Raw genomic sequence first — 18,905 nt, 5'->3', positions numbered from 1 at the left:
TTGATTACAGCTGGGCGCTACGTTGCGCAGACGGTAACTCATTCAGCTGTTTATTCAAGGTCAGCACATTGACGACCGGCGGCCCGATCAAGGGACGATAGGTGTTGTCCTCGATCAGATCCTGCACCCTGGCCAGGGGCAAATGACGGGCTGCGGCGACACGAGCGCTCTGATAAGCCACTGCAGCAGGCGACAGATGCGGGTCGAGGCCGCTGCCGGAAGTGGTCAGCAGGCTCAAAGGCACCGGCCCCTGCCCTGCCACAAAGGCAGTGGCTGCATCATCGGCAACGCGCTTGGCCAAGGCCGGATTGCTCGGCGCCAGGTTGCTGGCCCCGCTGGCAACGGTAGCAAAAGCCCCGGCCGACGGCCGCGAGTGGAACCATTCATCTCCAGTGAAAGCCTGGGCAATCAGCGCCGAACCACGCACCTTGCCGCTGTCATCATGGATCAGGCTGCCATTGGCCTGCTCGGGGAACGCCACTTGGGCGATTCCGGTCACTACCAGCGGATAGGCCACGCCGGTGATCAGGGTCATCAATACAATCAGGCTCAGGGCCGGACGCAATACAGTGGACATGGTTGAATCCTCAAAAAACATTCAAATACATTCGGTTTAACCATCGCCGCGAGCGCGGATTCAGTGGGAGCGAATTCATTCGCGAAAGTGGCATTCCAAAACATCAAAATGCAGTGGATGTACTGGCCTCTTCGCGGATAAATCCGCTCCCACAATTTGTTCACAGCGCGCTCAACCGCCTCAGACCAGATGCAACCCGGTCAACAGCATATCGATCAGCTTGATCCCCACGAACGGCACGGCAATACCGCCCAGGCCGTAGATCAGCAGGTTGCGCCGCAGCAATGCCGCCGCACTCGCGGCCTGCACCCGTACGCCGCGCAGGGCCAGGGGGATCAGCACAACGATGATCAGGGCGTTGAAGACGATCGCCGAAAGAATGGCGCTCTGCGGGCTGGCCAGTTGCATGATGTTGAGCACACCCAGTTGCGGATAAATCGCCGCAAACAAGGCCGGCAGGATGGCGAAGTACTTGGCCACGTCGTTGGCGATGGAAAAGGTGGTCAGGGCGCCGCGCGTGACGAGCAGTTCCTTGCCGATCTGCACCACGTCCAGCAGCTTGGTCGGGTCGCTGTCGAGATCGACCATATTGGCCGCTTCCCGCGCCGCCTGGGTGCCGTCGTTCATGGCCATGCCGACGTCCGCCTGGGCCAGGGCCGGGGCATCGTTGGCGCCGTCACCGCACATGGCGACCAGGCGACCGTCGTTCTGCTCCTGACGGATGCGCTCCAGTTTCTTCTCCGGCGTGGCTTCGGCCAGCACGTCATCGACCCCTGCTTCGGCAGCGATAGCGGCTGCGGTCAGCGGGTTGTCGCCGGTGACCATGACGGTGCGAATACCCAGCTTGCGCAGCTCGGCAAAGCGCTCGCGGATACCGGGCTTGACCACGTCCTTCAGATGAATCGCGCCCAGCAGCTTGTGCCCGACACAGACCAGCAGCGGCGTGCCGCCGGTCTTGGCGATCTTGTCGATCTCCCGGGACAGGGCCAATGGCAAGTCGCTGCGCTGCATGCCGACAAAGGCCAGCAGCGAGTCCACCGCGCCCTTGCGATAGATGCGTTCGCCATGGTCGACGCCGGACAGGCGCGTCTCGGCGCTGAACGGCACGGCGGTCAGCTCCTGCAACGACGGCTCGTTGAAGCTGTGCAGTTCGCGCAGGTATTCGACAATCGATTTACCCTCGGCGGTGTCATCGGCCAGGGACGCGAGCAAGGCGCCTTCAGCGAGCTCCTTGGCGGTCACACCGGGTGCGGCATACACCGCACTGCAACGACGGTTGCCGAAAGTGATGGTGCCGGTCTTGTCCAGCAGCAGCACATGCACGTCCCCTGCCGCTTCCACGGCGCGACCGGACTTGGCAATCACATTCAGGCGCACCAGACGGTCCATCCCGGCAATACCAATGGCCGACAACAGGCCGCCGATGGTGGTGGGAATCAGCGTGACCAGCAGCGCCACCAGGAACACCAAGGGCAGGCTGCCCCCGGAGAACCGGGCGAACGGCTGCAGGGTCACCACCACCAGCAGAAAGATCAGGGTCAGGCCGATCAGCAGGATATCCAGCGCCACTTCATTAGGAGTCTTCTGCCGCTTGGCACCTTCAACCAGGGCGATCATGCGGTCCAGAGTCGACTCGCCGGGATTGCTGCTGATGCGCACCAGCAGCCAGTCCGAGACCAGTCGGGTATTGCCGGTAACCGCCGAACGATCGCCCCCCGACTCGCGAATCACCGGCGCCGATTCACCGGTGATCGCCGCTTCGTTGACCGCCGCAATGCCTTCGATGACTTCGCCGTCACCGGGGATCATTTCCCCGGCTTCGACCCGCACCACATCGCCCTTGCGCAGGGTCGTGGCATTGACGATCCGGAAGGCGCCAGTGCTTTCACGCAACCGCGCTTTCAAGCCCTCGCTGCCGGCCTTGAGGCTGTCCGCACGCGCCTTGCCGCGACCTTCGGCCAGCGCCTCGGCGAAGTTGGCGAACAGCACGGTAAACCACAGCCAAAGGGCGATCTGCAGTGCCACCGAGGTCGGCACGGCCGGATCGGGAATGGCACACAGCACCGTGGTCAGGATTGCCGTCAGTTCCACCACCAGCATCACTGGAGAACGCTGCAACTGCCGCGGGTCGAGCTTGACGAAGGCCTGGATCAGCGCCGGGCGCCACAGGTCGGCGATGGCGGTTTTGGCCGATGGAGCAACAGCGGGTTGCTCAGGTTGTTTCGCAACAGGAATCTGCATATTCATCATCGTATCCTCAGAAACCCAGGCTCAAATGTTCAGCAATCGGCCCCAGTGCCAGAGTCGGCAGGAAGGTCAGGCCGCCGACCAGCAAAATGGTCACGGTCAGCAGGGTGACGAACAGCGTGCCGTGGGTCGGGAAGCTGTTCAGGCCCAGTGGCGCGGGTTTCTTCAGGGCCAGGCTGCCCGCCAGGGCCATGACCGGCAGGATGTAGCCGAAGCGGCCGAGGAACATGCCCAGGCTGAGCATCAGATTGTGGAAGGTGGTGTTGGCACTGAAACCGCCAAACGCCGAGCCGTTATTGGCCGTGGCCGAGGTGTAGGCGTAGAGCAACTGGCTGAAACCATGGGCACCAGGGTTGCTCACCGCGCCAGCCGGGCCGGGCAGGCTTGCCGCAACGGCACCCAGTACCAGTACGCCTACAGGCATCACCAGCAGGGTCGCCACCAGCAGCTTGACCTCGTAGGCCTGGATCTTCTTGCCCAGGTATTCCGGAGTGCGACCGATCATCAGCCCGGCGAGGAACACCGCGATCAGCACGTTCAACAGCATGCCGTTGAGGCCGACGCCGACGCCGCCGAAGATCACTTCGCCGACCATCATATTGGCCAGAGCGACCATGCCACTGAGGGGATTGAGGCTGTCGTGCATGGCATTCACCGAGCCGTTGGAAGCCGCAGTGGTCGCCGTAGCCCAAAGCACCGTACCGGTGGTGCCAAAGCGGGTTTCCTTGCCTTCAAGCGGCGCGGTCTGCTCGACGTTGGCGATATTCAGGGTCGGGTTGGGCTGATATTCGGCCCACAGCGACACGGCGCCGCCAATGGCCAGCAACAGCACCATGCAGGCGATAATGGCGCGGCTCTGGCGCAGGTCCTTGACGTAATGGCCGAAGGTGAACACCAGGGCGGCCGGGATCAGCAGGATCGATACCAGCTCGAACAAATCGCTCCAGGCCGTAGGGTTCTCGAACGGATGCGCCGAGTTGACGCCGAAGAAACCGCCACCGTTGGTACCCAGTTGCTTGATGGCAATCTGGCTGGCCGCCGGGCCCAGCGGGATGCTCTGATCGGCGCCTTGCAGGGTCACGGCATCGACATAGTGGGCGAAGGTCTGTGGCACACCCTGCCAGACCAGGAACAGCGCCAGCACGATGCAGATCGGCAACAGGCCATACAGGGTCGCGCGGGTCATATCGGCCCAGAAGTTACCCAGGTGCTGAGTCGAGCGACGGCCAATGCCGCGACAGAAAGCCACCAGCACGGCAATGCCCGTGGCGGCGCTGACAAAGTTCTGCACGGTCAGGCCGACCATCTGGCTCAGATAACTGAGGGACGCCTCGCCGCTGTAGCTCTGCCAGTTGGTATTGGTGACAAAACTCATGGCCGTGTTGAACGCCAACGACCACTCCATACCCGGCAGTTTCTGCGGGTTGAGGGGCAGCGCGTCCTGCAGCAGCAGAATGGCAAACAGCAGTGCAAAGCCCGCCAGATTGAAGATCAGCAAGGCCAGGGTGTAGGTTTTCCAGTTCTGCTCGACCTTGGGATCAACCCCCGAGAGCCGGTAGCAAACCCGCTCCAGCGGCCCAAGCACGGGGGTCAGCACCGTGCGCTCACCTTCCATCACCCGGAACCAGAAGCGCCCCAGCCATGGCGCGGGCAGCAATACCAGCGCCAGGAAGGCCAGGATCAACAGATAGTCATAACTGTGCATGGCGCCTCCTAGACCCGGCCGGCGCGCAGCAGCGCCACCAACAAGTACACGAACAGCCCTGCCGCCAACAGCAGTGACACCCCATCCAGAACGTTCATCGAAACTCTCCGTCGTACGGCGATTGCCGCTTGAGGGCATTGTCCGCAACAGGGGTGTAAAGGAACGAGAGCGAGGCCCCGGACAGAGCGTAAAGAAGCCGTAAATATCCGCGTTACAACGCGTTGATCGACCAGATGGAGGGCTTCGCCCTGGTACTGAAAAGCGGACTAGACTTGGCGTGTACAGGTAGTTTCCGGCCCAGGTCGAGCAACGCCATCATTGTGCCTCCTGATAGTTTTGACAGGTTCCAACATCGTTACATGGCGTTATCGTGTGGGCCTTTCCCCGGCGCAGGACAAGCCATGAACACTTATCAGAGAAAAACCGGCGCATTCGATATCGCCTGGCAAGCGACTGAAGAACCATCACCCCCCGTCGTACAACTCACCGTCAAGGAGCAGGAGGTCATACGCTGGGCCGCCCTGGGCAAATCCGCCTGGGAAATCTCCCGCATATTGGGTCGAACCGAGGCAGCGGTAAACTTTCACTTGTGCAATATTCGCCGCAAGTTCGGGGTTAACTCGTTGCGGGCTGCTTTGGTCAAGGCGATTGATCAGGGGTTGATTGTGTTGCATTGACGCCAATGCTATCTCGGACAGATGTAGATCGAACCTAACCAGACATGGGCGGCAACTTCCAATGCCGCGCATGACTGGTCAATGATGACGTGCTACTGACTTTTACTTAGTACTCATAAGAATCGATCTTTAGGGGCACCTGAAGGAATGACGTTATCCCACCCACTACGGCTACCTGAGTTCGATCTCACAGCGGCCCCAACCTGACCTGCAAACTTCGCATACTGCGACTCCGCCATGAACTGTTGATTTCTGATTTTTTGCACTGTATCCACTAGATACGACCTGCTTTCTTTAGTTATCAACCTCCCTCCCTCTTGAAAATATTTCAGACCGCTTTCCGCTTCCGCTAAAGATACCGAATGCTTTGCTATTTCTTGAGTCGTAGCTATATATGCATCAGAAGCTTCCATCTGCGCCCTTGAATAACCGCGACTAACCCCCCTACGAACTAGCGATTCATTAGTCTCCGTCAAGTTTTTTACTATATTATTTTGATGTCTGGAGATTTTGTCTAAGTTCTGGACGTCCTCTATAGTAGCTGTTCGCAACTTGGTCACCGATCGCCCCTCAGGAACGCGCCTCAATCCTTCCGGAATTTCTGATACCGCAGAGCGACTTATCCTCGCCACTTGAGGGCGTTTAAACAGACCTACCGCTCTAAATCCACGTAATATCGCACCTCCAATACTATGTCCCGTCGGATCGGTAAAATTCACCGGATCCCCCTCGCAATACGCATAACCATTCACCCCACCCTCGCCAAACGGGCTCTTACTGTCCGGGCTGTGAAAACGCATCAGCAGCGGGTTATAAGCCCGATAGCCGTTTCCCAGCAGTTGCCAGCCGGTCCCGGCCTCGGCCAGTTCACCATTGAAGCCCAGTTTGCCCATGGCAGGCTGCGGGCCGCTGCGGTAGCCGTAGGCGTTATAGGCGCTGGCGTTATCGGCACTGTCGGCCACTTCACGCATCACGCTATTGTTATCGTCGATGCCCAGTAGCAAGGTGGTGGTGTCGGTGCCTGTCTGGCGCTCCGCCAGCAGGGTGTCGCCGCCACGGATGAAGGTGCTGTTCTGGTTGCCCCTGATGTGATTGGCCAGTTCGCCATCCCGATAGAAACGCCGGTCCTGTTCGCCGCCACGGGTCTGGGCGCTGAGCGTGTCCAGGGGGTCATAGCGGTACTGGCTGCCTGAAGGCTGAGTACCGACTTCGATCAAGCGGCTGAGGGCGTCATACACGAGGCTGCGATTGGCTTCGTCACGGATCAGGTTGCCATCCAGGTCATACTCCAGAGTGATCTCGGCTGGATAACCGGCGCCGGTATTATTGTTGATGATCTTGCTCAATTGCACGGGGTCTACATTCTCGTAGCGATACTGGGCGGTATTGCTTCCGCCTTGCGCAAAACTGGTGAGCACCGCCTTCAAGTTGTCCATCCCGTCGAAATTGAACACCTGCCGGGTAATGGGGTTGCCGTACGGATCCACAGGTGGCTGGCTGCCGGTGCAGTCATAGCGAGTCAAGCGTCCACGCAAATCGTAGCCATATTCCTCATCACGGATAGTCTGCGCGCCCTCGCTCAGGGTACGCCGGGTCATGTCATCGATATCGTCATACGCCTGCTCCAGTTGCTGCTGTACGCCATTCAGATCAAAGGTGCGCAGGATTTCCCGGTCGAAGGCATCGTATTCCAGGCTGGTTTTCAGGCTCTGCCCACTGGCGCTGTCACGGGTTTCGAAACTCGCCATGCGGCCCAGGCCATCGTATGTGAACGTCGAGCGGGTAGTCCCCAGCGTGGTTGTTTCCAGCCGTCCCTGCCGGTCGTATGCATAGGTCTGTTCCTGCCCCAGCACATCGGTGTAGCTCAGCAGGCGCCCCAGGCGGCTGTAGCGGTAAGCCATGGTGTAATCGGCAAGCTTTTTGCCGTTTTTATCCATGCTCACGCGCTGTTCGCTCTTCAGCTCGCCGGTACTGAAATACTCACGTTGCACCTGCTCGCCCTGCTCTTCACACCTCAGCAGCCGGGCGTCCCGCGGGTCGTACTGGTAATCGGCAATGACATTGTCAGGACCGGGCAAACGACGTTGCAGCGGCTCGGACCCCAACGGCGGCCGGTACTCATAGGCGATCTCCTGCCCGCCGGGGGTGATGACGGTTTTCGGTTCGAGCATGCCGGGGTCATAGCGCAGGATGCGCTCGCGGCGGCCAACGGCCGATTTAATCAGGCGATCCAGACCATCGAACACTTGAGTGCCCAGCTCATAGGTCTGAGTGTTATGTTCGACGCTGATCAAGGTGGGCAGGTCTTCACTGCTGTGGGCGGCATACTCGCGGCGCACGATGGCGTTCGCTCAAGTTGCCCCACGGGTCATAGCGCGCGCTGTAGGTCTGGCGTGGCGTATCGGGCTGCGCAGGATTATCGGCGTCGGCACGTTCCTCGTAGACCACACGGTTAATGCCATCGAAGCGAGTGCAAGTCCTGACCCCCTTGACGTCGAACATCTGTTGCTCGGCCTGCTCGCCAGCGTTGGCACAAAGAAAATATTCATAGTTGCGCGACGCTTCATAGTCGGTGCCCGGGGCGACGGTTTCACGCACCACGCGCCTCAGGCTGTCGTAGGTGTAACGAATTTCTACATCGTTGTCGTCGCGATTGAGCAATGGCTCCCCGGTGAGCATGGAGTGCTCCAGGGTGATGACTTTCTCCACCCCGTCAAACCCGGTGAGGGTCTGCAGGGTACGCTGCACGCTCTCACCAAAGATCGGGCTGACCAGAGTGTCGTACTTGAAGCCCGTAGTGGTGGCCTCGCCGCCCATGGTCAAGGTCTGTTGCTTGATACGGCCATGAGCAAAGGCGTCGTCGGGGTCGTTGCTATGCTCGAACAGAGTACTTTGCAGCTCCGTCTCCGGGGCCAGGATCCGCACTGGCAATGCCACCTGATTGCCGGTGCTGCCACGCAGTTCGAGAATTTCCACCAGTCCGGATTTATGGACCAGCCGGTAATGAGTGTCGTCCTGTTTGTAGAGGCGGAAGCTGACGATTTTCTGCTCCTTCATCAGCAGGCGGGTGCTACCGGACTCAGTCCCGGTGACCTGAAAGGTTTCACCACTGCTCAGGGACACGATGTTGTTGGCAAACTGCGACAATTGCAGGTTCCAGCCCAGGCCATAGCCACTGTCCTGATTGTTGAGCGGGTTATAACTCAGGGTCAGGGGCATGCCCGGGCCGCGCAATTGATTGGTCTTGAGTTCGGGCAAGGTGATGGACACCGTATATTGCCCGGTGCGCGGATCAACGCCATTCTGCAAAAAACTCATGAAGTTAAAGGCGTTGGAATGTACGGATGTTGAAATAGTCATGATCAGGTACTCATATTAATCACTGTATAACCGGATATTTATTTAAAAATTGGCAATTCCTGCCGGGCGTGGATGTTACTCACGCCGGGTGAGTTAGCCTGGGTCCGAAACAGTAATCCGCACGCAAGACAATTTACCCCTAATTTGGCCCCCATTATCATTAGACCATCTCATTCGAATGCCACGTGAGACGATGTCACCCTCAGCTCGCCCTCTGAGATCTTCAATTGGCAACCAGTTCGAACTAACAGGCTGGATATAGGTATAAATCTGAAACTCCCAGCTCTGAACATGGTCGTCGCCACATGGGTCATCTCTGAATAATATTCGCGTGGCCGACTGGACATTATCCAGTTTGTAATAACTCATTTCATCATTTTCACAGCCCGGTGGTTGAGGGTTAAAATCGATAGACTCAGTCTTTGTGATTTCAATCTTGCACTCGTTTCCTCCACCGTCAGAATTCTCTGCAAGGAGTAGATACCGCACTGCCTGTTTAGGTTTAGCAACAGGTGAGGCAGCGCTGATATACAATGGACTTGCCAGGCCTGCGATAAGCAACAGGCCCGCCAGGGATGGATTGAACAGTTTCATGATATATATCCTCTAGTATCGTGCCATTGGCCATCCGGATCTTTGCCTCATGGCGTATACAGCGTATGCGCAAGACGATTACGTCTGCCCGTCGTGCCTGGGGACTGGAAGGAAATTCGCCGTTTATGGGCATTACCCTGTTGATCCCTGAGCAGCACTATCAGGTCTTTCGATAACTTGTCTCGCGCTGCATTTCCACGACGGATATAAGGAATCCGGTCCGAACGGTGCAGGCTGATGACCAGTTTTCCCTGTTCGAACGTCGTATGAACAGAGATGTCCAGCGACTCGTTTCCTACAACTACATTGATGGCATCATCGAAAGTGATTTTTTGCGGACGCGGCGCGTCTGCTTGCGGATCCTTCCCCATTTCCTGGAAGATATAACCCGTCCAACTGAACATGATTTCCGCCATCTGCTCACTCTCCCATAAAATCATGGAAGTGTTGATCTTGGCGCCGTCCGACTCCGGCAGGAACTCCAGGGTTTTGAACTTCATGGGTTCATTGGTGCGCGGATGCCGGCAGCCGAACTTCCAGTAATCGATGGTCTGCAAATCAAAATCGAAATGAGGATCGTCCGGGCCTGGGGAGGGCGGCTCAACCGGTGGGTTACCCCCACCTCCGAGGACACGTACCGCTTCGATGGGGTAATGATCCCTATCATAGTTAGGTGGCTGTACCGGGTTCACGGTTATCTTGCTGTACTGATCGGACATATCGGTGGACTTGTGCCACACGGCGTCCCGGTCAGCCTGGAAAGCGGCCATAAAGTCCTGGGTAGAACCCGGCACATGCCGGGTGTGCAGATAAAATTCCTGCTCCAGCGGTGGCGGCTGTGAACTAACCCACGGCCCGCTCGCCACACTCCCATACGCCAGGTCGAAACGGTTGTGTATCAGGTGTACGCGCCACGCCCGCTCTCCCCTTTCGCCCTCGGCAATCCCTTCCTCCTCAATATCAAGGAAATCAATCTTGTTGCCGCTGGGCTCCGCCAGATGCATCGAGGCCCGTTCCACGAAGCTCAGCTCGTAATACACCCCGTCGACAGGCATGGTCTGGGTGGACACCTTCACGCGCAGTTGTTGATAGCCGTTGGCGTACAGCTCACCTCTTTTTCCACTTTCCTGGCCACCCGGCACCTGGACCATGAACATGGCCAACTCTCGCCAGCTGGGCTGCTCGATCACCTCGGACAGGTCAACAACGCTGTAGCCACTGGCAAACACCACACCATTGCGCACAATTTCACAACTCACCACACTGCTGGAACTGATGCCGTCCGCTGCGCTGGTAAAGCGCCCTTGTCCATCGACACTGCCTCCCCCGCCAATGACTTTCCAGCGCCGCTCAAGCCCCGGCAACAACGACGGATCGTCCTGCAACTGTACGGTTGTGGACCGGCCAAGCCGTGGCACGTAGGGCGGGTCGACGCGCAGTTGCTGTTGGCTATTGATCAGCAGCAGCGATACCACCTTGTTCTCTATACCCTGAGCCCCGACCTGCTGAACCAGCAGGCCCTTTTTCCCGGAACGCGCATCCGGGGTAAATACCGCGCCAGTGCCTACCTCGCTCAACTCACCATACTCCGGCCCGCGCAACGCCCAACTCACTGCGCCGCCGGTCAGCATCGAGGCGCTCAATGAAATCGGCCGGGCCTGGCTGCCACCACCGCCGGTCGCGACCTGCGGCGCAACCACCATCTCATCGAACGCCACCAGCAGCAGGGCCAGGACGGTGTGCGTCAGCCCCTCGTGGTGGTAGGTTGCGCTAACCATTACCCGCAGCGTGTCACGACCGATAATCGTGGCCGAGGGTGCGCTGTACAGCCCGTTGCTGATGCTGCCATGCCCCTCTGCGCTATGGCTCTGCAGGCTGACCGCCTGCCAGGCGCTGGCCTCAATCTCCTGTCCCTGCCAGTCCCGCAGGGTGAATTTCTGGACCTGCCCGGCCTTGATGCTCTTGAACGCCGGTTCCAGGCGATAGCTGGTCCGGGTGGGGGCGATATTGCCAAAGATGGCCAGATCGCGAGGCGTATGCTGCTCGACCTTCTGGAACTCATTGGCGCCCGGAAACAACAGGCTGTTGAGCACCTGCGGCTGATCACCCGCCCCCACATGATCCAGCATGTCGTCGCTGAGGACGAGGGAAGCCGAGTATTTATCGACGCCATTAAGTTGATCGTTCGGGATCAGGAACGGGAAGTCACCGGCGGGGGGAAAGTTTCCGTCGCCAGTGTTGGCGCGCAGGCGGATAAACACCACCACAGCGCCATCAGCGTAGTTCTTTGCGCCCTTGACCTTGGCACCGGGTGCCGCCTGGGTCAGTACCCGAAAACGGGCAGGCGACAGCTCGTTGTAGGTTTTGAAGTCGAGCATGCCCAACTGAAAGACGCTGCGATCGGGCGACAGCTTCCCGAACTCCTCTTCGAAGAAATCTGCCAGGCGCCGGTTGGCTGGCGTATCGGTATCCGGGTCCGCCAGGTTGCACCGAAAATTCACCGCGTTGGCCAGGTCCATGTGTACCTTGCCCCGACGGTCGATTTCTCCCACCACCATGGACAGATCGATCTCCATTTCCAGCCGGAAACCCATCGGCTCGGTGATGGTCAACACCGAGGCAATCTCCGTCGAAACACCTGCGCTTTGATGCTCAACGATGTAAGAGCCGGAAACTATATTCATCGTCAACAGGGCCCGGGAATTCTGCATCGATGCCGTGATGAACGACAGCAACGGGGCGCCCAGCTCGATACGGCTCAGGCGGGCAACCTCGGTCCGCCGGTCATCCAGCGCCACCTCACCCGTGAAGAACGGGAAAAAGGACAGGTGCTGGAAGCGCTCTATAAACTGCTGCTCAAGCAAATGGTTAAGTTTGCTGCGGCTGAACGCCGCAACGGCACCCCAGCCCTGGGTGACGGAGCCCTGACGCATGCGCTCCAGTAAGGTATTTAAATTTGCCATGGTATTACTCCTCCGGGCAGCACAGCGGCTGCCCCCTCATTTATTGGCCAGTGCCGCCAGCACATCAGGGAATGCATCCAATGGCAGCGGCAGGATTAAATAGCCATCGAAGCGGCCGAAGACCGGGAGGTCCACCTCAGCCAGAACCAGGACAAAACGCTGGGGCGCCAGCGGATCGCTGATATAGAGGCCATCGGCGGTGATTTCCCCAGGACTGTCGGCGCCAAGGCGCCATTGCGTGTCGGACTGAACGATGCCGTTGACCGACGCCTCCAGCTGGATTTGCCCTGCCACCGGGTTGTCGTCCGCCTTGGGCCTGACGTTCAACCCCACGCCCCTGCTCTGGATAACCAGCATCCAGGCTGATCGCGCTTGCCCGCTGAGGCTGTCATTGCGCACCGCCCACGGCTCTGTAGCTGAACGTCACCGTGCAGGGGAACTGCCAGCTCTGGCTCGCCCGGGCCGACTCGAAGGTGACAGTCAAGGGCTGCTGGCCGCTGCCCGCCGAAACAGTGAACGGCTCGGACCGAAACTCGTATTGAGTGCCCCGATAATCGCCGGCAGACACCTGAAAGCTGCCGGCACGGGCGATCATCTTGCGCAGCGGTTCGGCGGGTTCGTTGACGAATTCAAATTCGGCGCCCTCCAGCAACTGCAGCACCGCATTGCCGAATGCCGCCCGGTACAGCACAGGTTGGGAAAACAGCGAGGTCGCCGAATAAACCGGTTGCGCATCGTTGGGAATCAAATATCTGATTTCCCCTTCGTTGCCCGGAAATGCGCCTGTCATCCCATGTGCAGTGGTCACGAATAACAGCATCGCGCCCTTTTTTTCTGCTTGACCGCTGCCGGTATCCTCAAGTTGCGTGCGTATATCGACCCTGCGCACCGCCAACATCGGGTTGCCCTGATCGGTAAATACGCTTAAGCGACGGTACAGGTGACAGGCGCCTTCCCTTCCGTTGAAAAAACACTGGTTACCTCGCCCCTCGTTTGCCAGTCCATAACGGCCGAAGCATGACTGGCGTCCCATCTAATGACGAAAGGATGAGCGTCCGTTACTGGCAATGTAAAAGCACTCAATTCAACCTTTATTATGATGAATGTCGAATCAAGGGTTGGAATGGGGGTCGTCCAGTATTGCCATGCGGGAATCGTAATCCGGCCAGCCGTTTCTGTCGCCGAGGCCAAGTGCCCACGATCGTCGTAGACATATACAAAATCATGACTCTGGATAATAGCCGCGACCCCTTCCACCAGTATCCCGACGCTGGCTTGCTCTCGTTCAAACAAGACCGCGGCGGAATAATCCTGCCCGGAATCGTCCGGAATTAAATACGGATAATCATCAGGGGGCGTCCCGCCGGCCCTGCTGTCGACCGTGCTCATAAGAACCAGCACCGCACCGTCGCCATGGCCGTCAGCATGAGACTCACTGGAACTCCGAGGATTGGCCTGTGTTCGAAGTTCGAAGGACTGCGGCGGCATGAATGTCCCGATACCGCGCTCGATACGCCCCAATACCCAAATGCGTTCTTCAGGCGGCAAGGCGTTGAATAACGCCCTGAAAAAACTCCCGCCCTGCTGTTGTTCCTGCTCCGATGGACCAAAGGTCAATCGGAAGTTGTCACTGTCGCGCAAATCCAGATAAATCCGTCCATCGTTTTCGACGATACACGCGGGATGGGTTGGGCGGAGACCTGCAACTGAACAGCCAGAGACCTCGGGCTGTCGTTGCCCGAGCGGTCCTCGACCCGGTAAAACCCGTAGCGAGCGCCATCACCACTGTCACGAATCAGTTGTCCCGCAAAGCTGAGCTTTATCGGTTGGCCAATATCCGCCAATACCAGAGTCTTGCTCCCGGCAATGTCGGAGCCGGTCGGGCTGGTACTCCAATACCAGGTCAGCACATCGCCCGGTTTGGGTAAAAGATAATCGGGAACTTCGGCAAGGACTTCGTCGTTGTTATCCTTGAGGTATTGCTCGGTCACTCCGCCATTGACAACCGTCGGTGGAAATCCCAGCGGCCCCTCGTTGACCAGAAATGGCGGTGTCTTATCGACAGTGATGGTCAGCAACTCAGAATCCGCGTACTCACCGTTGGATGTCCTGACGCCATATCTCAGCTCGTGGGAACCTTCGCTAAGTTTTATCTGTGAAACCGTGATAGTGCGATCGCCCGGTGTTACCGGCTGAGTAAGGACCTTATGTTCTATCTCATCGTTCCCCCAATACACCCAAAGTTCCTCTGGCGAGGCAGGAGACGGGTTGGAGTTCTGCCACATTGGAATATTGACCGGCAACGGTGCCAGCCAGGCGCTACGCGGTAACAGGTTGTGTTCACCGTCGGGAATGTCGGGAAGTAGTGCATTGATCTCGGGAGGTGGAAGTAACGCACTGTCATCGTCTACGGACGCACTGGCCCACCCCATCATTCTGGATAGCCACGTCATGGATCACGCTCCATTCAAAAACGGTTAAACACCCGATATTGCGTCGGGTGCTGTCTTTACAGTAAACACTGCTTATGATTAGGGAGGTACTAGCAGAACTACTAGTACTTCCCTTTTTTTTGCCCGCCGACTGTTACCAGTTATAACGAACGCCTATATTGGCTCCCCAAGGCTGTTCTATCTTGTCGCCATTGCTGTATTCAAAGTCGGCATGAACTTCGAACTTGTCAGACAGTGCCACAGCGATCCCCGTACCCAGTTCGCCCCGGGATCCCGACAGATCGTTATGGAACACGTTGTCATTGACCTGCACGTCATTGTTCTTGGCGAACTCGTGCACCACTGCCGCACGCACGTATGGCTGCACGGTGCGGCCTTTGCCCAGATCGAAGTTACGCCCGACGGTGGCACCGGCCTTGCCCAGCAGCGAGCGGGTACGATCACCGTCGGCGCGCATGCCGTTGTCCAGCTGGTAATCCTTGCCTTCGATGACCACGCCTGCCAATTGAGTGTAAGGCTCGACGTAATAGTCATTGTCCAGCTTGATATGACGACCAAACTCCAGGGATGCTCCGACACCCGAGTTGTTGTAGTTGCCTTTGGTCCGGGTGCCGTCGCTGAGGTTGACCTTGGCCTTGTTCTGGAAGCGGTTGAACTTGAGTACACCGTCAAAGTAGTAACCGCTGTCGGCGTCCAGCCAGGTGCTGTAGGCGCCTACATAATAACTGTCGACCTTGCCATTGGTGCCACGATCCAGATCCAGGTCGGACTTGCTCTGCCCGGCCATGACCCCGGCCAGCCATTGTCCGTCACCCACCGGCAGCTTGCCGTCGGCGCCCAGGGACAGGCCCTGCTGAACCTGTTTGTAACCAAAACCGGCGGCATCGGCGACATTGAATTTATTGCCGTAGGTGCGCATCCAGCCGCCGGAACGCTCACCATTGAGACGCAACTCGCCCATGCGCGAACGCAGGCTGCTCAACTCGCCGTACCACACTGTGGGCGCGGTATTGAACAATGCCAGGACCGTGCGGGTGCCAGGGCTGATGGTCCTGGTAGAAGAATCCAGATACCAGTCGTTATCGCCCTGCTTGACCAGATCATAGGACCAGGTGCCCCGATCCACTGCCCCGCCGAGCAGGGAGAAACTGGCATCGCCTGCGGCGGCATGGACCACATGCAGACTCGTATCACTGACTGGATCGGTACCGGTGCTGCCGATCAGCAACGAATGGTTGCCGGTGGCGGTACCGGTGATATCGAGAAAGTCAGTACGCGCACCGGCGAAGTCCGTATCCATGATAAAGGTGCCGTTGCCCGAGAGGTTTTCTACCGACAAGCGATAAAACGCCCCCGGATCACCGAACTTGACCGAGCTGCCGTTCATGGCCAGATTTGTAACACGGCCATTATCCACCATCACCCACTGCGAACCATTATTCAGGGCCACACTGCTGGTGTTAAGCAACCGGCCGGTGAACAGTGAGTTATTCAGAGCGACATTGGCGGTGCCGCCAGCCTGGGCAACGATGTCGCCGGTCAGGCTGCCTTGATTGAAGTCCAGATTGGCAGTGCTGCCGGATTCGATCTGGATATTGCCTGCCAGGTGACTGGCGCCGACATTGATATTGCCTGTCGAATTGCCCGTCAGCTCGATGATGTTGCCGTTGCCCCCTTTCAGGGTTGTACCGTTGCTGATGTTCAGGTTGGCGGTGGTTGGGTTATTCGCGCCCGCGCCAATTGAAATGGCGGCCCCGTCGATACCTTCGACATGGGTGGAATCGAGCGAGACCTGCGGAGGCAGCCTGCCTGCCGGCCCGGCCCGCATCCAGAGGCCATTTTGCTGACCGGTGATGGAACTGCCGACGGCGGCGACCGAGGCATCGAAGACCACAATGCCCCGGCTACCGCTATCAGTGCCTGTCACTGTAGTGTTTTGCAGGAGCAAATTGCCACGCGAGCCCACACTGATGCCAGTCGTGCCACCGGTAATACTGCTTGCTATAACACTGGCGGTCGCCCCCGGTCCGGTATTGAGCGTACTGCCCAATTTCATACCGACGTCATCGGCGCGAATTGTGCTGCCGTTGATAGTCGCTACGGCATCGACCAAATCAATGGCTGCATTGTTGCTGCCTGTCGCGGTCGTCGTTGTGTTATTCAACGTCAGTTTGGCACCGGCTAACGTCGTTATTTGTAAAGTAGTCGCGCCATTGGAGATTAACTCACCCGTTCCCGCAATTCGATAATCCTGCAACTGTGTCGATTCGTCGATCTCCAGCCGATCAGGAACAGGGATTGCCCAGACATAGCCGTTAAAACACAACACCGGCATAAGCACAGTGGCCTTTAACCATCTGTTGGTGGAGTTAAGATCAAATGGAGCCCTCATGAACATTGCACACCTTGAGTATCGATATTGAAATGAAAAGACGGGTGTGTTTTAAGCCATAGTCCAACGCCCGTCCTCGCCAGGCAGGGAGACTACATGAACCACGGCAGACGCCGTGTAGGAACATTCCTAAGCTTATGAAGGATTGGTCTCACAATAAATATTTAGTACCAAACACACTAGCCAAGACTGAACACGGCCACCACATGCCCCCTGGACTATTTGGCAATAGCCAGTTCGTATGATATCGCCAACAGAACTAAACCAACCCGACTATCCGCTCATTTGCTTTACACAACAGGGCTACAGATATCACGATCTGTAACCCTGTTGATATCAAGCGTCAGGGCTTAGGCGGAATCGGGCACGAGCCGCCCGCGTTGTACACCGCAACTACTTCCTCGGTAATGCCTGACTGAAGAGTTTCAGTACCGTTGAAGAACTCATATTGGATCCGGCCTCGCCCGTTGCTCCCCCCAGGACCCTCCGGATCGTAGGTGGGCAGGATATGATCAACGTACGGCTGAACCAACCACGTGAAGCCCTTCACTGTTGTAGCATCCAGGATTATGTCGTCCGACTTTATGGCTGGCACAATCGGGGTCTCTCCTGTGCGCCCGGATAACGGGGTCCAGGTCACCTTGACCGTATCGCCTGCCTTAAGGTGCATTGAAAGATCCGGGACTGTGACGCGTATTCCTGGCTCACCAGGGGCGGGGTTGTCCGGATCCGCGTACAGCGACACACAGGTCAGCCAGTTAGTGGTAGGGTTACGCCCCTGAAAGTCCGGAGCGTCCGGCACCACGGTAATGACATCCACGTCAACACTGATGGGCACGCAGTGCTGCTCGTTCTCGGAACCGGGAGCGTGGATGCTGTAGTAGACCGGCAATGCCGGGTTATTGCCTTCATCCCTGATGCGATCCCAGGGGATCTCCCTGGTTATCGGGTCACCTGGATTGTCGGTATCCGTCACGATGTATCGGGCCTCAGTGACTAACTGGCTCCCCCAATAGAAGTCGATGACTTCGTCCTCTTCCAAGGGGCCGTATAAGTCGAATTTGAGTTCGGCAACTTGACCGGCGTCCGCACGCGTAAGGACATTGAGAGTGTTGGAGTTTTTGCCATACACCTCAGGCGTTGGCAGTGAAGGATTGGTCGGATCTGGCCAGTCTGGATTATCCGGGCCAACGTACGACAAATCCACGTCGATCGTGATCGCCTGCTCAGCCGACCCCACTGAGCCCCGCAATATCCGATAGCTCACGTTGGTCGGTTGCGCGCCTCCGACCTGCAAATCATATTGGCCAACCAATACCGGCGACGGAACCCTGATCGGGAATGGAAAAGTCGGAGAGACACCAATCTCCTCGGTATCCAGTACTTTGGTTCCCCAGGTGACTTCGATACGGTCCCTTGGCTTGAAGTTGTTAAAGGACGGAATTTCCACATACACGCCAACCAACGCATCGGGCTGGTTGATCTCCCCATCCGCCACCGCCAGGGGGACTACCGGAAGCTGCAAACCGTCGGGCATCGGCCCCAAGGCAACATCCACCCTGACAAAATCAGACAGAGGGCTGCGATTTCCAGCCTTGTCCAGCAACATGTAAACGGCGTAATAGTCCTTGTCTTCCGAGAGCTGTAGGGTAGACAGTGGGTAAGTCACCTCGGGGGCGACAGGGCCTGAAACACCGACGAAACCCGTCGGGGTTGGCAGTCTGTCCGGATCCAGAGGCGCAGCGACCCAATAGAACGCAACCCTGTCTCCCGCCTGCCAGTCAGCGTGGGCATAGTCAGCCAGTTTGGGCCCGCTCGCCAGCTCCCAGACGCTCGCGCCGGAGACTCTGCCGAATAGATATATATTGTAGAAATAGTTTGTGGGCGTATAATTAAAAAAAAAAGTGGGGGGGGGGGGGGGGGGGGGGGGGGGGGGG

Annotated in this window: 13 protein-coding genes and 1 pseudogene; 1 reads left to right on the top strand and 13 read right to left on the bottom strand. The window is 57.9% G+C overall.

The window, feature by feature from the left end; all coding sequences use genetic code 11:
* Nucleotides 1-4: 4 nt before the first annotated feature.
* From kdpC to kdpF, 4 genes are all read right to left on the bottom strand, one after another.
* The gene (gene kdpC, locus ACCD02_RS29890; RefSeq protein ID WP_413309814.1) at nt 5-577 is read right to left on the bottom strand and encodes a potassium-transporting ATPase subunit KdpC; all 573 of its coding nucleotides are present in this window, start codon (nt 575-577) and stop codon (nt 5-7) included.
* A gap of 180 nt (nt 578-757) precedes the next feature.
* On the bottom strand, nt 758-2,827 hold the full coding sequence (gene kdpB, locus ACCD02_RS29885) for a potassium-transporting ATPase subunit KdpB (RefSeq protein ID WP_413309812.1): 2,070 nt from the start codon (nt 2,825-2,827) through the stop codon (nt 758-760).
* Nucleotides 2,828-2,834: 7 nt separating this feature from the next.
* Nucleotides 2,835-4,529: a potassium-transporting ATPase subunit KdpA gene (kdpA, locus tag ACCD02_RS29880; RefSeq protein WP_413309810.1), complete on the bottom strand. Its 1,695-nt coding sequence runs from the start codon at nt 4,527-4,529 to the stop codon at nt 2,835-2,837.
* 8 nt (nt 4,530-4,537) lie between these two features.
* Nucleotides 4,538-4,627: a K(+)-transporting ATPase subunit F gene (kdpF, locus tag ACCD02_RS29875; protein ID WP_259100328.1), complete on the bottom strand. Its 90-nt coding sequence runs from the start codon at nt 4,625-4,627 to the stop codon at nt 4,538-4,540.
* Nucleotides 4,628-4,930: 303 nt separating this feature from the next.
* On the opposite strand from kdpF, the gene ACCD02_RS29870 reads away from it, so the two are divergent.
* Nucleotides 4,931-5,206, top strand: a complete 276-nt coding sequence (locus ACCD02_RS29870) for a helix-turn-helix domain-containing protein (protein WP_413309808.1) — start codon at nt 4,931-4,933, stop codon at nt 5,204-5,206.
* A gap of 113 nt (nt 5,207-5,319) precedes the next feature.
* Here the strand turns inward: ACCD02_RS29870 and ACCD02_RS29865 are convergent.
* The 9 genes and pseudogenes from ACCD02_RS29865 to ACCD02_RS29825 form a co-directional block, all read right to left on the bottom strand.
* A pseudogene (locus tag ACCD02_RS29865) lies at nt 5,320-8,566 on the bottom strand (RHS repeat-associated core domain-containing protein).
* 93 nt (nt 8,567-8,659) lie between these two features.
* Complete coding sequence (locus ACCD02_RS29860; RefSeq protein ID WP_413309806.1) at nt 8,660-9,160, bottom strand: hypothetical protein; 501 nt, start codon at nt 9,158-9,160, stop codon at nt 8,660-8,662.
* A 47-nt stretch (nt 9,161-9,207) separates the two neighbouring features.
* The gene (locus ACCD02_RS29855) at nt 9,208-12,123 is read right to left on the bottom strand and encodes a hypothetical protein (protein ID WP_413309804.1); all 2,916 of its coding nucleotides are present in this window, start codon (nt 12,121-12,123) and stop codon (nt 9,208-9,210) included.
* A 36-nt stretch (nt 12,124-12,159) separates the two neighbouring features.
* Nucleotides 12,160-12,522: a hypothetical protein gene (locus ACCD02_RS29850; protein ID WP_413309802.1), complete on the bottom strand. Its 363-nt coding sequence runs from the start codon at nt 12,520-12,522 to the stop codon at nt 12,160-12,162.
* Nucleotides 12,512-13,021: a hypothetical protein gene (locus tag ACCD02_RS29845; RefSeq protein ID WP_413309801.1), complete on the bottom strand. Its 510-nt coding sequence runs from the start codon at nt 13,019-13,021 to the stop codon at nt 12,512-12,514. Before ACCD02_RS29845 ends, ACCD02_RS29850 begins: the two co-directional genes overlap by 11 nt.
* Before the next feature lie 26 nt (nt 13,022-13,047).
* Nucleotides 13,048-13,764 carry a hypothetical protein gene (locus tag ACCD02_RS29840; RefSeq protein WP_413309799.1) on the bottom strand — a complete coding sequence of 239 codons (717 nt, stop codon included), beginning with the start codon at nt 13,762-13,764 and terminating at the stop codon, nt 13,048-13,050.
* Nucleotides 13,737-14,576: a hypothetical protein gene (locus ACCD02_RS29835; RefSeq protein ID WP_413309797.1), complete on the bottom strand. Its 840-nt coding sequence runs from the start codon at nt 14,574-14,576 to the stop codon at nt 13,737-13,739. Before ACCD02_RS29835 ends, ACCD02_RS29840 begins: the two co-directional genes overlap by 28 nt.
* A 133-nt stretch (nt 14,577-14,709) precedes the next feature.
* Nucleotides 14,710-16,968: an autotransporter outer membrane beta-barrel domain-containing protein gene (locus ACCD02_RS29830; protein ID WP_413309795.1), complete on the bottom strand. Its 2,259-nt coding sequence runs from the start codon at nt 16,966-16,968 to the stop codon at nt 14,710-14,712.
* A gap of 343 nt (nt 16,969-17,311) precedes the next feature.
* Nucleotides 17,312-18,577 carry a hypothetical protein gene (locus ACCD02_RS29825; protein ID WP_413309793.1) on the bottom strand — a complete coding sequence of 422 codons (1,266 nt, stop codon included), beginning with the start codon at nt 18,575-18,577 and terminating at the stop codon, nt 17,312-17,314.
* Nucleotides 18,578-18,905: the final 328 nt, after the last annotated feature.

The sequence above is a fragment of the Pseudomonas sp. Pseusp88 genome (assembly GCF_047303955.1).
Classification (GTDB): domain Bacteria; phylum Pseudomonadota; class Gammaproteobacteria; order Pseudomonadales; family Pseudomonadaceae; genus Aquipseudomonas.
Note: the sequence above shows the minus strand (reverse complement) of the source record. Positions and strands in the feature narration are given on the sequence as shown.

Excerpts from the sequence above, each read along its gene's own strand:
- ACCD02_RS29825 (WP_413309793.1), bottom strand. The coding sequence starts at position 18,577 with ATGTTGCTGGACAAGGCTGGAAATCGCAGCCCTCTGTCTGATTTTGTC.
- ACCD02_RS29855 (WP_413309804.1), bottom strand. The coding sequence starts at position 12,123 with ATGGCAAATTTAAATACCTTACTGGAGCGCATGCGTCAGGGCTCCGTC.
- kdpA (WP_413309810.1), bottom strand. The coding sequence starts at position 4,529 with ATGCACAGTTATGACTATCTGTTGATCCTGGCCTTCCTGGCGCTGGTA.
- kdpB (WP_413309812.1), bottom strand. The coding sequence starts at position 2,827 with ATGATGAATATGCAGATTCCTGTTGCGAAACAACCTGAGCAACCCGCT.
- ACCD02_RS29845 (WP_413309801.1), bottom strand. The coding sequence starts at position 13,021 with ATGTTGGCGGTGCGCAGGGTCGATATACGCACGCAACTTGAGGATACC.
- kdpC (WP_413309814.1), bottom strand. The coding sequence starts at position 577 with ATGTCCACTGTATTGCGTCCGGCCCTGAGCCTGATTGTATTGATGACC.
- ACCD02_RS29835 (WP_413309797.1), bottom strand. The coding sequence starts at position 14,576 with ATGACGTGGCTATCCAGAATGATGGGGTGGGCCAGTGCGTCCGTAGAC.
- ACCD02_RS29870 (WP_413309808.1), top strand. The coding sequence starts at position 4,931 with ATGAACACTTATCAGAGAAAAACCGGCGCATTCGATATCGCCTGGCAA.
- ACCD02_RS29860 (WP_413309806.1), bottom strand. The coding sequence starts at position 9,160 with ATGAAACTGTTCAATCCATCCCTGGCGGGCCTGTTGCTTATCGCAGGC.
- kdpF (WP_259100328.1), bottom strand. The coding sequence starts at position 4,627 with ATGAACGTTCTGGATGGGGTGTCACTGCTGTTGGCGGCAGGGCTGTTC.
- ACCD02_RS29830 (WP_413309795.1), bottom strand. The coding sequence starts at position 16,968 with ATGAGGGCTCCATTTGATCTTAACTCCACCAACAGATGGTTAAAGGCC.